At 54.9% G+C, this 13,613-nt stretch carries 12 protein-coding genes; 3 read left to right on the top strand and 9 right to left on the bottom strand.

Features of this window, described 5'->3' with window-relative positions; all coding sequences use genetic code 11:
• Positions 1 to 38: 38 nt before the first annotated feature.
• The 5 genes from C5Y44_RS01170 to pcaH are packed head-to-tail and all read right to left on the bottom strand — an operon-like array spanning position 39 to position 4,967.
• Positions 39 to 1,901, bottom strand: a complete 1,863-nt coding sequence (locus C5Y44_RS01170; RefSeq protein ID WP_105323305.1) for a sugar phosphate isomerase/epimerase and 4-hydroxyphenylpyruvate domain-containing protein — start codon at positions 1,899 to 1,901, stop codon at positions 39 to 41.
• Between the two features lie 6 nt (positions 1,902 to 1,907).
• Positions 1,908 to 2,321: a 4-carboxymuconolactone decarboxylase gene (gene pcaC, locus C5Y44_RS01175; RefSeq protein WP_066792619.1), complete on the bottom strand. Its 414-nt coding sequence runs from the start codon at positions 2,319 to 2,321 to the stop codon at positions 1,908 to 1,910.
• Between the two features lie 2 nt (positions 2,322 to 2,323).
• Complete coding sequence (locus C5Y44_RS01180) at positions 2,324 to 3,550, bottom strand: lyase family protein (RefSeq protein WP_105323306.1); 1,227 nt, start codon at positions 3,548 to 3,550, stop codon at positions 2,324 to 2,326.
• Between the two features lie 21 nt (positions 3,551 to 3,571).
• Positions 3,572 to 4,234 (bottom strand): protocatechuate 3,4-dioxygenase subunit alpha, encoded by a 663-nt coding sequence (gene pcaG, locus C5Y44_RS01185; RefSeq protein ID WP_105323307.1) that lies wholly within the window; start codon positions 4,232 to 4,234, stop codon positions 3,572 to 3,574.
• Positions 4,235 to 4,262: 28 nt separating this feature from the next.
• The gene (pcaH, locus tag C5Y44_RS01190) at positions 4,263 to 4,967 is read right to left on the bottom strand and encodes a protocatechuate 3,4-dioxygenase subunit beta (protein ID WP_066792615.1); all 705 of its coding nucleotides are present in this window, start codon (positions 4,965 to 4,967) and stop codon (positions 4,263 to 4,265) included.
• Between the two features lie 331 nt (positions 4,968 to 5,298).
• Here pcaH and C5Y44_RS13425 point away from each other — a divergent pair, with 331 nt between their 5' ends.
• Together C5Y44_RS13425 and C5Y44_RS13430 are read left to right on the top strand one after the other, a co-directional pair.
• A complete protein-coding gene (locus tag C5Y44_RS13425; RefSeq protein ID WP_233189776.1) occupies positions 5,299 to 5,985 on the top strand; it encodes a hypothetical protein in 687 nt (228 codons plus the stop codon).
• The gene (locus C5Y44_RS13430) at positions 5,907 to 6,434 is read left to right on the top strand and encodes an RNase H family protein (RefSeq protein WP_233189777.1); all 528 of its coding nucleotides are present in this window, start codon (positions 5,907 to 5,909) and stop codon (positions 6,432 to 6,434) included. Before C5Y44_RS13425 ends, C5Y44_RS13430 begins: the two co-directional genes overlap by 79 nt.
• 9 nt (positions 6,435 to 6,443) lie before the next feature.
• On the opposite strand, the gene C5Y44_RS01200 is transcribed toward C5Y44_RS13430, so the two are convergent.
• From C5Y44_RS01200 to C5Y44_RS01215, 4 genes are read right to left on the bottom strand one after another with little or no spacing between them, the layout of a single operon-like run.
• A complete protein-coding gene (locus tag C5Y44_RS01200; protein ID WP_105323308.1) occupies positions 6,444 to 8,144 on the bottom strand; it encodes an ABC transporter ATP-binding protein in 1,701 nt (566 codons plus the stop codon).
• A complete protein-coding gene (locus C5Y44_RS01205) occupies positions 8,137 to 9,138 on the bottom strand; it encodes an ABC transporter permease (protein WP_066840359.1) in 1,002 nt (333 codons plus the stop codon). Before C5Y44_RS01205 ends, C5Y44_RS01200 begins: the two co-directional genes overlap by 8 nt.
• 6 nt (positions 9,139 to 9,144) lie before the next feature.
• Positions 9,145 to 10,224 carry an ABC transporter permease gene (locus C5Y44_RS01210; protein ID WP_066840358.1) on the bottom strand — a complete coding sequence of 360 codons (1,080 nt, stop codon included), beginning with the start codon at positions 10,222 to 10,224 and terminating at the stop codon, positions 9,145 to 9,147.
• A gap of 51 nt (positions 10,225 to 10,275) precedes the next feature.
• A complete protein-coding gene (locus tag C5Y44_RS01215) occupies positions 10,276 to 11,931 on the bottom strand; it encodes an ABC transporter substrate-binding protein (RefSeq protein ID WP_066840356.1) in 1,656 nt (551 codons plus the stop codon).
• A gap of 388 nt (positions 11,932 to 12,319) precedes the next feature.
• Here C5Y44_RS01215 and C5Y44_RS01220 point away from each other — a divergent pair, with 388 nt between their 5' ends.
• On the top strand, positions 12,320 to 13,444 hold the full coding sequence (locus C5Y44_RS01220) for an HNH endonuclease (RefSeq protein ID WP_105323309.1): 1,125 nt from the start codon (positions 12,320 to 12,322) through the stop codon (positions 13,442 to 13,444).
• Positions 13,445 to 13,613 lie beyond the last annotated feature (169 nt).

Genomic DNA, 13,613 nt, shown 5'->3' on the forward strand with positions numbered 1-13,613 from the left:
ATTTCTTAAACTTTCTGTGATTTAAAGAATTAGGCGGGTTAGCGCGGGATGCCGCGGACATCGTCACGCAAGGCGCGATACTGTGCAGCCAAACGAATAGGTTCATCTGCCCAGCCAAAGCCGCTGTAATCACCACGTTGTTCTGCAACCTCAAAGAAGGTGTTGCCCAAAGGTGCGGTGTAAAAGTGCAGATACTCACCGTTGCCACTGCGGTCGTAGCAAATATTGAACTCTTTGATGCGCGCGATAAAAGCCGGTTCCAAGCCAAAGCGGGCTGCTAAATCGTCGTAGTAATTTTCTGGAATAGCCAGCATCTTCAAACCACGTTGGACGGCACGCTGTGCGACGGCAAAAACGTCATCCGTTTGGAAGGTGATGTGCTCTGGGTAGTTTTCGGCAAAGAATCCACCCTGCTCCGATCCTTCTGGCGCCGCGGAAACCGTAAAGCGAACCTTCTCCCCTTCAATGGCTTGTTTGTGCACAAGGCCTGCTGGCGAAGACAAGAATTCCGGCGCTGCAGAATCCAAGCCCAATACGGAGGAGTAGAACAGCCTGGTCTCTGCAGCCGTGTGGCGTGGTTGCGCTAAAGCGATGTGGTGCACCGAGTTAATCAGGGCCTTATCGGCATTTCCGCTGATGATATCTTGTGGGTCAAAGCCGAATTCTGGAACCCAAGTGCGACCCTTTCCATCCGGGCCAGGACCGCAGAAATACAGTTCCGATCCACTCGGGGTATAAACCGGATGAAGGTCTTCTTCGTCTTCCCCAGTCACGCGAGGTACTGGAGTAGCTTTCAAAGACATCGCGCGCTCGGCAGCTGCAGTAGCATCATCAACGATGACACCGAGCCCAGTCACCGCTGTCGCGCCACCGGTAGGGCCCTCATCTTCAACGATGATGCGAACATCGCCTTGCACCCACGCCTGAAATTCTGGCTTGGACTGGTGGTAGCCGCCAAGGCTAAAGCCCAGCTGGTGCAAAGCCCGGGTGACTTCACCAAGGCGTCCCGTGCGCAATTCGACGAAATCAAAGCCACGGGGCGCTTGGGCAGCGGCAAGCTGCGGAAATTCCATCTGCGAATCCGGCACGCGTCCAGCAGTTTTATCCGCCAGCCAAATCAAAGAGCGCAGACCATCAATCGCGGTGCGCGCGACATCAGCTTCGCGGAACTTATCGTTGAAAATCTCCAAAGACACAGGACCGTTATAGCCAGATTTCGCGACCTGCTCCATGAAGTACTTTAGGTCGAAATCGCCTTCGCCAGGGAAAACCCGGTGGTGACGCGACCAGGGCAAGATGCCCATTTCCATCGAGGGGGCATCGGCAAGCTGCAAGAAGAAAATCTTGGCGGGGTCCATATCCGCAATCCCGCTGGGATCATCCCCGCGCGAAAGAATATGGAATGAGTCCAGGCACGTGCCCACGTGAGGATGATCCACCTTGGCAACAATGTCATAAGCATGCTGATAAGTGTTGACGTATTTACCCCACGCCAATGCTTCATAAGAGATATAGCAGCCATAACGCTGCGCTAACTCACCGGCGCGACGAAGCTGATCCACGCGCACATTGTCATCATCAACCGTTGCGGTGGCAACATTGGAGCACACCAGAATCTGGTCCATGCCTAGGCGCTGCATGAGCTGAAACTTTGATTCCAGCCGACGCAAGTTGTCCTGGAAGACATCTTCTTCCACGCTCAACAGGTCACGAAATGGCTGGTACAAATCTAAAGTCAAGCCCAATTCGGCTGCCCGATCCCGGATCTGTTCAGGGGAATGCGGGGAGACAACGAGGTCTTGCTCGAAGATTTCTACGCCGTCAAAGCCTGCATCGGCAGCAGCGCGCAGCTTTTCTGCAAGCGTGCCAGATAGGCAGACCGTTGCAATAGAAGTACGCATAACTATCTATCCCTCAAGCTCTTTAACTGCAGCGTTGAGCAAGGCGAAGCCGTGGTTGGAATTAGGAACACCTGCATAAATGGCGGTGTGCAATAGCACCTCACCGATCTTGTCCGCGTCCACGCCAGCGCGCAGTGCAGCACGAATGTGCATGTCCAGCTCGCCGTCATTGCCCACCGCGGTCAAGATAGCGATGGTGAGCAAACGGCGCTCGGTGAAGTCCAGTCCGTCACGCTGCCAGACATCGCCCCACGCGGTGCGAGTAATAAAATCTTGGAATTTCTCCGTCACCGGGGTCATCTTCTCCACGGAAGCATCAACGTGGGCATCCCCCAAGACTGCGCGGCGATTAGCCATGCCGGTATCGTGTGCTGCCTGGCGTCCGGTTTGATAGTCAGGTCCTGGATTCTGCTGAGTCATTGTTATTCCTTAATAAATTTCTTGCTGTCACGAACCGCGTCTGGCCACGGCGTGCAGTACGAACAATCATCTTCACGGTGCGGATCTTGAAGCGACTCCGCGCGATTAAGAATGTCTTGGATCAACTCCTGCGCATGGCCAACGGTGCCGGTATCAAGCAGGTTGTTTTCCATCGCCTCTTTATTGATGCCAATTCCATCAAGACTGGCGAAAAGACGAGCCTGTGCAGAAGCCGTAACCGCAACCAGCTCACGCAAGCTCGCCCACTCGGCATGCCAGCTACCAGTACCACGCTGCATCCGTGAATCCATCGCTTCCAACATGGTGTTGGCAAGCCCCGGCGCACGCCGGGCATATCCATCAGCAGCAATCGCGGCCGCTGGGTTGGCCTTGTGTGGCATGGAAGAAGAGCCACCCGGGGTAGCTTCTCTTAGCTCCCCTACCTCGGTGGCAGACATGAATACGATGTCGCCTGCAATCTTGCGGATTGCACCAGCAAGTACTGCAAGCGAGGAGGCCAAACGGGCAAAAGGTACACGGTTGGTGTGCCAAACTCGTGGATGAGATTCGAGCTTTAAAATGTTCGCGAGCTTGTCATGAATCTTCACGCCATAAGGATGGGTCGCGGCCAAAGTTCCAGTCGCGCCACCGTATTGCACAGGAAGTAATGCGCTAGCGCGCTCAACTTCCTGGCAGGCATCATGAAGAACCTCAAGCCAGTTCGCCGCAATCAAACCGAAGGTCATCGGCTGCGCAGCTTGGCCCAGGGTGCGGCCTACAGCTGGGGTGTCAGCGAATAGCTCACTCAACCCGGCAAGGATGCGCATGGTGTGCGAGGTGGCATCGATAAGCTCTGCGACACCGCGTTTGAACACCAATACCAGGGCCGTATCAATGGCATCCTGACTGGTAGCACCGGTATGGATGCCTTTGATGCCTGCTTCACCAGCGAGAGCTTTGAGCTGCTTAGCGATGGGAATCGCAGGGTTCGCTCCCGCTGCAGAAAGCTGCGAGATCTCTTCTACATCCAGCTCATAGGTATCAATCGCCGAAACAGCCGCGGCATGTTCCGATTCGGTCAAGTAACCACAGTCAAATGCGGCTGTGGCCAAAGCTTTTTCAAATTCGACAATGGCTCCGAGGAACTGCTCATCTGAAATCAATGAGTGGACGGCAGTGTCCCCACCTGCGATATCGGAATAAGTGCTGCGTGAATACGGGTATGTCATGTGTCCTACAGTAATGCGGGCCTAGTTCTCGGCCACGATGTCGAAGAAAGGGGTTTCCTTGGCTGGATCTACGTGCTGGACGTAGATATCAAAGTGGTAGCCCTTCTCGGTCTTCTGCGCGATGAGCAGGTCGCGACGTGCTTCATCGACAAGCTGCAAGACAGGATCTTGCGCATTTGCCTCAGCAAATTCTGGGAAGTACAAACGCGTGTACAAGCGCTCCAGCATTCCGCGGGCAAAGACCCCCACCTTGATGTGCGGGGCTTCTACCTGCTGCGCCGGGCTATAGCCTTCGATGACATCCAGCTGGCCCGGGATGATGGTGCGCAAGGTCGAGGTACCGGTCTCATCGGCAAAAGCACGACCTAGACCGCGAAAACCCTCGGCGCTGACATTTTCTGCACGTGGGTCGTATTCAGAGTTGAATACGCCCTCGGCATTAGGCTGCCAGAATTCGATCATCGAGTCTGCAATCGCGTTTCCATCACCATCAATGGTGGTCACGGTGATTTCGACGGTGTTTTCACCCTCGGCGATGATCTCGGATCCTTCACGGATCAGACCGATGTGCACATAAGGGCCCACGGTCTGGGATGGAGTGACGCCGAATTCGGCTTCATCCTGGTCTGCAACAACTGGTTCGCCGTAACGGAACTCACCGTTCGGAGATTTATCAATACGCATTTTCTGCTCCTTTTAAATCTGGGTCGGCTTATTCAAACGGGGTGGAGTTCTTGCCGCGCAAGACGATGTCGAACTTGTAGCCCAGTGCCCAGTTTTCGCGGGTCTGGTCATAGTCGAAGACGGAGATCATACGCTCACGCTCGCCCTTTGGCACCGAGTTAAAGATTGGGTCTTGGAAGAACATTGGGTCATCCGGGAAGTACATCTGAGTGACCAAGCGCTCACCGAACTGGCGGCCATACAGCGAGAAGTGGATGTGCGCCGGGCGCCATGCATTGTGGTGGTTGCCCCATGGGTAGGCACCAGGCTTAATGGTGTAGAAGCTGTAGTTACCTTCAGCATCGGTCAAGCAGCGTGCGACACCATTGAAGTGTGGGTCCAAAGGTGCTGGCCAGGAATCGTTCTTGTGGCGGTAGCGCCCAGCAGCATTCGCTTGCCATACCTCAATCAAGGTATTGGGGATGGGCTTGTTATCCCAGCCTGTGACCTTGCCGTGAACCAAGATGCGCTGGCCGACGGCTTCGCCACCATTGACCAAAGTCATGTCATTATCGAGACCACCCAAGTCTTGTTCACCGAATACTGGGCCGGTGATTTCACCGAGGCGCTCATTGACCATGATGAGGTCATTGCCTGGGTTGCGCTTAATCGTGGTGCGGTATTCCGGGAATGCACGGGGTGCCCACACATCACCGACTCCAACGTTGGTCAAAGGTGTCACTGGTTCTGACATCGCAAAATCCTCCTGAGAATTTATCCTTGCCTGACCACGTCGTGCGGATGGGGTTACGGGCGTCACGATATGGCCGAGGTTAATACACATCACACTAGTGGTTCGCCTACTCCTTTCATTAAAGTGCGCTGAGCGTACTTGAATTTTGGCAGAAAACCGGCGTGACCTGCACTTGTCTACTTCCATTGAACGGGAAGGGTGAGGTTTCGGGGGTGGGTGTCACAGGGTTAGTCCCCGGGGGGTGGAAACCCACAACTTCAGCGTCAAGTGGTATGCCGTTTGGGTTTACACGCGCCACGATGTGCTTAGTACACAAGGATGCGGTTTACTAGTGGGTATGTCCGATCCACGTCTTGACCTAGAAGCGCTGCTTGGTACGCAATCGCGCACCTATAAAACGCGCCAGGTCACCGACGATATGGTTCGTCGCCCCATCCACGTCGCCATTGCGTTGTGGGACCAGCCGTGGAAATCCGCAAAAGATCAAAAGATCGAAGGCTGGGTCATCGCGGTTGACTCCAAGCGCGCCCGCTTTGTCCGCCGGGGTCGCACCACCAAAGGTGATGTTGTAGAACGCACCATCGCGGAGTTGAAAAACGCTTTAAAAAATCTTCCCGGACAAGCCTGGATTGTCACTGGCCGGCGCCAGACTTTATTGCGCGCCGTTCTAGAAGACCGTGGCTACCTGGTCACTGGAAGTTTTTCGGAGAAGAATCGCGCCGGTAAACGCGCCGCCATGCAGCGTAAGAAAGACGACCACGCTGCTTTGCGCGAGGCGAAAAGAACCGGTGAGCGCCCTGAGAATATTCAGTCCACTCCGGTACCTACTACCCCAGCTTTTGGTGGCCACAGTTTTCACAGGCCAAAGCCCAAGTTGCTGAGGATGAACTGGTGCGCATTGCTACCGATGCCTCCTCCGATACCGTTTATAAAGGAGCTATGTGTTTTGTTGCCAGCACCGGCGACTATCAACTACACACTCAAGAATCTAAAGCTTCCACCGATGAGCTGGAATTAGAATCCCTTACGCTGGCGCTGAAGTACCTTCACAAAATTGGTGCCCGACAGGCAATCATTGAGTCAGATTCCGTCGCCGCCCTGGAGGCCGTGGACTATATTCTCTCCGGCGAGAAATCAGATCGCCGCCGAAATGGCTCACGGAATTCGCGCGAGCAGAACTCACGCAGAAGAAATCCGCGGGCGCGCAGGTGGCGCGGGCTGAGCCCAGCGTCACGTTCGCGCTTTGATCAAGCCTGGAAAAACCTCCACGGCCACTGCGAAGTGGAAATTCGCAGAGTGCTCGGCCACGCCGGCGATCCGCTTAACCAGGCCGCTGATCAGATTGCGTATATGGGGCTGCGCGCTATTGCCCACCCCTTGAAGCAATCCCGTCCGACACTCAAACACGGCATCGATAAGGCTTTAAAGAAAGCCGTATCGAATGCCGTGGAAAGTGTTGAGTCTTAGGAAGCACCGCTACGAAGCATCGTTACGCAGCGACGCTAAAAGCTCACGGCGCTTCTTTTGCTCCACTGGATCGGGTACTGGCAGGGATGCCACCAACTTCTTGGTGTACTCATCTTGTGGGTTGCGCATGACATCAACGCCGCGGCCAGATTCCACCAGCTCGCCGTGGTACAAGACACCCACGGTATGCGAGACCATGTCAATAACTGCCAGGTCGTGGGAGATAAACAGCGCGGCGAAGCCAAACTCTTTTTGCAGCGACTGGAAAAGCTCCAAGACCACCGCTTGGACCGAAACATCCAGTGCTGACGTTGGCTCATCGGCGATTACCAGCTCGGGATTGAGCACCAGTCCCCTCGCCAGCGATACGCGTTGGCGCTGACCACCGGAAAGCTCATGCGGATAGCGTCCGGCAAAAGCCGCCGGCAGTTCCACCGCTTCGAGCAATTCTTTTACTCGGTCGCGACGCTGGGAGACGGAGATTTCTGGTCGGTTGATCAGCAAAGGCTCCGCGATGCACTGCTCGATGGTGAAATAAGGATTAAAGGACGTCGCAGGGTCTTGGAAAATAAAGCCCACGCGCTTACGCAGCTCCCGCACGCTTTTTCCTTTCACCCCGCGCATCTCCTGGCCGAGTACTTTCAACGATCCGCCGGTGGTCTTCTCTAGCCCCACCATGGCGCGGCCGATGGTGGTCTTACCGGAGCCGGACTCTCCCACCAGGCCATAAACCTCACCTTGGCGGATGGTTAAATCTATCCCCTTGACAGCTTTAAAGGCAGGTGCGCCTAAGCGTCCCGGGTAAGTGATTTCCAGACCTTTGGCTTCCACGATGACTTTGCGGGAATCTAACTCCTGAAATTCTTCGGCGGTGTAATTTCCGGTCAAAGACTTCTCGCCTAAGTGCGGAACCGCAGCGAGCAATTTGCGGGTGTAGTCTTGCTGCGGATTCGCAAAAAGCTCACGGACCGGTGCGCGTTCAATGATACGGCCTTCGTACATCACGGCCACGGAATCAGCGAGGTCAGCAACCACGCCCATGTTGTGGGTAATGATGACGATGGAGGTTCCGTATTCATCACGCAGATTACGCAGCAGCTGCAGGATTTCTGCTTGCACGGTGACATCCAAAGCCGTGGTTGGTTCATCAGCCACGATGGTTTTCGCGCCCAGTTCTAGCGCCGTCGCGATCATGATGCGCTGCTTTTGCCCACCTGAAAATTCATGTGGGTAGCGGTCGATGCGCTTTTCCGGATCCGGAATGCCTACGGCGGTTAGCGCCTTAATGCACCGCTGGCGGATTTCCTTGCGTTTAATCTTTGGATTATGGGCGCGCAATCCTTCGGCCATCTGCCACCAAATAGGAAAGACAGGATTGAGTGAACTCGATGGCTCTTGAAAGACCATAGAGACATCGCTTCCGCGCATTTTGCGTAGTTCTTGCCCGGTTTTAGCCAGAACATCTTGGCCTTCGACCAAGACGATTCCTTCCGAGTGCGCGGTATCGCCCACCAAGGACAAAATGGAGCGCGCGGTGACAGTCTTGCCGGAGCCGGATTCGCCGACGAGCGCAACAATTTCGCCTTGCCCGACATCCAGGTTCACCCCGCGTACGGCGTGCACGAATCCACCATCGGTGTCGAAGCCGACGTTGAGATTCTCAATGCTGACGCGGTTAATGGAGCGGTCAGCTGCTTGTGGGTTAGACATTTTTCACCTCATGGACGCTCTCGCCGTTATCGCTATCGAATCGGGAACCGTGGGTCTTTTTGCGCTTTCGGCGAATGCGCAGACGTGGGTCGTTTAAGTCATTGAGCGATTCGCCCACCAGCGTCACGCCCAGAACTGCCAGGACGATGGCCGAGCCAGGGAAAATGGAAGTCCACCAAATGCCAGAGGTGACATCGGAGATGGACCGGTTCAGGTCATAGCCCCACTCTGCAGCAGAGGTAGGTTCAATACCGAAGCCGATAAAGCCCAGGCCTGCGAGCGTTAGCACCGCTTCAGCAGCATTGAGAGTGAAAATCAGCGGCAAGGTGCGCGTGGCGTTTTTGAAGATGTGCACAATCATTACTCGCCAGTGCGAGGCACCGACCACGAGCGCTGATTCCACAAAGGGCTCTGCCTTCAGCCGCACGGTTTCGGCGCGCACAACGCGGAAGTACTGCGGAATAAACACCACCGTGATTGATAGCGCTGCCGCCGCGATGCCACCGATTGCGCTGGACCGGCCACCGGTCAGAGCAATCGACATGACAATGGCCAAAAGCAGGGAAGGAAATGCATAAACCGCATCAGCGATCATGACCAAGATGCGGTCGAGCCAGCCTCCGATATAGCCCGAGACCAGCCCCAAGAGCACACCTAGAATCATCGACGCTGCCACCGCAGCAACGATGACTGCCACGGCCGTGCGGGTTCCCCAGATAACGCGGGAAAAGACATCGAATCCAGACACCGTGGTTCCCCAGATATTGGTGGAAGACGGTGGCTGTTGGGTGCCAAAAGATCCAAATTCCGCCGAGGTTTGCGCCCACGTATACGGAGCAATCAACGGTGCGAAAAGCGCGGTGATCAAAAACCCAATGGTGATGATCAAACCAGCAATCAGCATTGCGCGCTGCAGACCAGCTGAACGGATGACGTCTTTGATAATCGGCAAGCGCTTCCAGCGCGCCTGTGAAGAAGGTTGATTAGTAGCCATGGTTTCTTAGAACCTCACCCTCGGGTCGATGAGCGCGGCGATGATGTCAACGATGAAGTTGGTAACTGCCACGATGACTGCCATAAGCATCACGATGCCTTGCACCGCGACGAAATCACGGGCTTGCATGTATTGGACCAGCACAAAACCTAGGCCGTTCCACTCGAAGGTGGTCTCTGTCAGCACTGCCCCACCCAAGGACAAAGCAATCTGCATACCCATCACAGTGATCACCGGGATAAGTGCCGGGCGCAGCGCGTGAGTTGTCACCAAACGGGATTCTTTAACACCTCGAGACCTAGCGGATTCGATGTACTGACGCTCTAAGGTGCCAATCAAGTTGGTGCGCACCAGACGTAAGAACACGCCGCCAATCAACAGTCCTAAGGCCAACGCCGGCAGGGCGGCGTGACGTAGGCAATCAATGATCAGGTCGACATCGCCAAGCCGAATGGCGTCAAGCAAATAAAACGGTGTGGGATTTGTAATTCGGTTCAAAGTGCTCGCGCCGGAAGTCGACACCCGCCCGGAGATGGGAAACCAGCCCAGCTGCACAGAGAAGATTAGCTTCAGCAGCAGGCCGACGAAAAAGACCGGCGTGGCATAAGCCAGGATGGCAAAGACCCGCAGGATGCCATCGGGCCAACGGTCACGAAAGCGCGCGGCAATCATTCCCAAAGGAATACCAATGATTAGCGCCACGATGAGTGCATAAAGCACCAGTTCAAATGTGGCCGCACCATATTGGGTCAAGATGGCGGTTACTTCGCGGCCATCGGTAAAGGTAGTTCCAAAGTCGCCGCGGACAATTTCGCCTAGGTACTCAAAGTATTGGACCAAAAGTGGGCGATCGTAGCCGGCATCGACAATGCGGCGTTCCAGGTCCGCGGCGGAAAGCCTGCCACCTAGAGCCGCTGTAATTGGGTCACCGGTAGAACGCATGAGGAAAAAGACCGTGGTGACGAGGATGAATATTGTGGGGAAGATCAACAAGAAACGGATAAGGACGTAGCGCAAAAAGCCGCCACCACGTGCCTTATCCGTTTCTTGCTCTTCCGCAACCACTTCGGGGGCTGCGATTGTCATAGCTCTACTTTTCTTTCGCTGTAAGGGGCTGCGCCTGGGAGTAGGACGTGCTTACTTCGACAAAGAGCCGTAACGGAACAAGTAAGAAGCATCGAGGACAACGCCTTCTACGCCCTCTGCCGCGAATGCGAACTGACGTCCCTGCAGCAATGGCACGGTAGAGAGTTCTTCAGCCATCATTTCCTGAGCTTGACCCAGTAGTTCTTCACGCTCTGCTTGGTCTTCGGTCACTGCCTGCTGACGAATCAAGGCATCTGCCTCGTCGTTGTCAAAGTGGTTTCCGAGGAAGTTGTCCTTGGTGAAAAATGGGGTCAGGAAGTTATCTGGGTCAGAGAAGTCTGGGAACCAGCCCAACTGGTACAGCGGGTAGACGTCCTGGACGCGGTCTTTTTGGTATTGCACCCACTCGGTGGATTGCAGGTCAACGGTGAATAGTCCGGTGTCTTCAAGCTGGGAGCGGATCATCGCATATTCATCGCCTGACGATGGCCCATAGTGGTCCGGGTTGTACTGCAACGCCAGGTTGACTGTTTCAGTAATACCGGCGTCTTCCAGAATCTGCTTTGCCTTATCGACGTCGGGACCACCATCGGAGGTGAGGTACATGTCCTTGACCGGCTCGGTGGCACCAATCATCGCATCAGGGATTGCAGAGTACAGCGGCGCGAAGGTATCGCGGTAGATATCCTTCGCAATCGCTGCGCGGTCAATCGATGCGGCAACAGCCTGGCGTACGGCGCGTGCCTTGTCTTCATCAGCTTCTTCGGTTGTTGCACCGAATGGCTGGGTGTTGAAGTTGAAGACGATGTAGCGGATTTCGCCGCCGGGGCCGTCGATGACCTGCACGCCATCTGCGTTGCGGAGGTCTTCAATATCGGTTGCAGACAGTGAACGGTAGGCGGCATCGATATTATTTTGTTCAATATCGAGCTTCATGTTGGAAGCGTCCGCATAGTAGCGAACGTCAATGCCGTCATTTTGCGCTTCGCCCAGAACACCTTGGTACGTATCAACCGGGGTGTAGCTAATGAGCTCATTTTCGGAGAAGTTAGAAATCGTGTACTGACCTGCAAATGGCTCCGCATCGACTACTTCTTGGTTATCGAGTACGGAGTCTGCAGAAAATACTTCTTCATCCACAATCGGACCAGCTGGCGAGTTCAGTACGCCTACCCAGGTCTGGTCATTTTCTTGCTTGAGGTTAAAGACCACGGTCAGATCGTCTGGAGTGTCTACCGATTCCAGGTTGCCGAGCAATGATGCGGGGCCGTTCGGGTCATCAATCGCGATCTGGCGGTCGAAGGAGAACTTCACGTCCGAAGAGGTAAGTTCATTACCGTTGGCAAAGGTCAGACCTTCTTTGAGCTTCACCGTAAATTCACCAGGTGAGGTGAATTCGCCGCTCTCAGCTAGCGATGGCACAGGGGTTGGGTCCTCAGAACCCGGTTCAGATTCCATGAGGTAGCCATAGACCTGACGCGCTACCTGGGAGGTGCCGTTGTCATAGGAGGCAGCGGGGTCAAGGCGCGTAATTTTATCGGTGGTACCAACTACGAGGGCGCCGGATGAAGACTCTGCGCCTGAGTCACCGCTCGCGTCATTGGAGCCGGAGTCCTCACCAGTGCTCGCGCAAGCGGTAAGCGCAAGGCCGGTCATTAGTGCAAAAGCTGGAGCGAGAAATTTTGCCCGTCGGCGGGAAGAAGTCATTTTAAATTTTCTCCTTGATAGGGGTCCAATTAAAGGGGCCTTGTGGGATCCACATTGGAATTAATATGCCGTACCTCTGGAGGGATTTTGATGTAATTCCGCCAGCAAATCACCTCCGATCAGGAGGCGAAAAGAAAGAGCAAGCACTAATTAGGTCCACTAACTGCAGGTTCACACAGTGTTAACCATAGAATAATTCAAATACATTGTGAACTACCACACCCCCGCGCGGGGGATGTGTCAACATCCACAAAACATGGCGCAATTCGTCCTTTTTGCGCCCGCCTGTGGATAACTTTGCCAGTTGCGTGACGCGTCAACGTAGTTATCCACAGATTTTTGACCTTGCACTAGCCGGGGCTTGCAAAGGCGTTTTAGTGTCAAAGTTATGAACGGACAACAAATAATAAAACTCTTCTACACCAGCGGAATACCCATCCTCCGCGACGTTTACGAGTGCTCCCCACACGACCTCGCCGGCGACCTGATGTCACTGAATACGGCACGCAAATACACTCGTCTAGCCACAGTATTCTTCGGCCCCGCTGACTCGCCCAAAGTACAGCGCGACTCGGTCGCGCTTGCCGAAGCTCGGCAATTAAGCCTTGAATATTTAGAAATGGTCAACAAGCACGCCAAAAAACTCAACACCCGCGGCGCCGCGTGGAAACTGCGTGCAGAACTAATCGCGTTTGAGGGCACCTTCGAAGAAGTCGAAGCCTACGCCAAGAAACGCGTCACCGAAGAAGGCGGCGACAAACCCAAACAACGCGGCGTGCGCGTAGGCCGTGCTATCGACGGCCTCCGCACCATCTCTATCACTGACACCCAACGCCGCATTACCGATTTAGAAAAGACGCTTGATGCTGGCATCAAGCACGATGAGGACCAACCACGCTCCGAAGCTTTACTCGAGCCCTTCTGGGGCCTCGTCGAAGGAAACGGCACCGGCCTCATCAAGCCGGAATACCGCACCGTTATCGCTATCGGCCTCGATGACTTCGCGAAAGTCAGCTGCGGCAAAGGCGAGGAAGTCATCATCGGTCTCTCCGATGGCACCACCATGACCGGCGCAGAATTTATCAACGCCGCGATGGAAGGTGCTTTGGGTGACAAGCTCTACGTTGGGCTTTTCCACCCCACCGCTGGACCCGTGAATCTCTACGAAGCGCGGTTCGCATCGGACAAGCTGCGTATCCTAGCCATGGCAGAGAACCTGGTATGCCCCTGGCCAGACTGCAACGTGCCCGCCGATAGGTGCCAGGTCCACCACATCGACGCCCACAAACATGGCGGGCACACCAAGCCATCGAATCTGACGATGTTGTGTAAGTATCACAACGGCGTCAACGACGACGATGACCCGAGTAATCCCGGGGCACAGAAAAGAAAACGACCGAGCCGTGGCAGAATGCGGCGCCACCGCGGCAAAGTCCGCCTGCACACCCCAGGCGGAAAACTTGTGGGCAACACGCACCACGTAAGCAGCATGGGAGCGATGAACCTCATCTAAAACCAAGGCGATCCCCGCAGCTAGCAAAAGCTAACTAGCCAAACAGGCTGGTTAGCCAATTCGGCGATCCTTTTTCAGCACGTGCTGAACTGGCGTAGCTAGGCGTACCACAAAGAAAGCTCCGAAGCATTATCGGGAAATGCTTCGGAGCTAGGTGAGTGATAGGGAA

The sequence above is a fragment of the Corynebacterium sp. J010B-136 genome (assembly GCF_002967075.1).
Lineage (GTDB): Bacteria > Actinomycetota > Actinomycetes > Mycobacteriales > Mycobacteriaceae > Corynebacterium.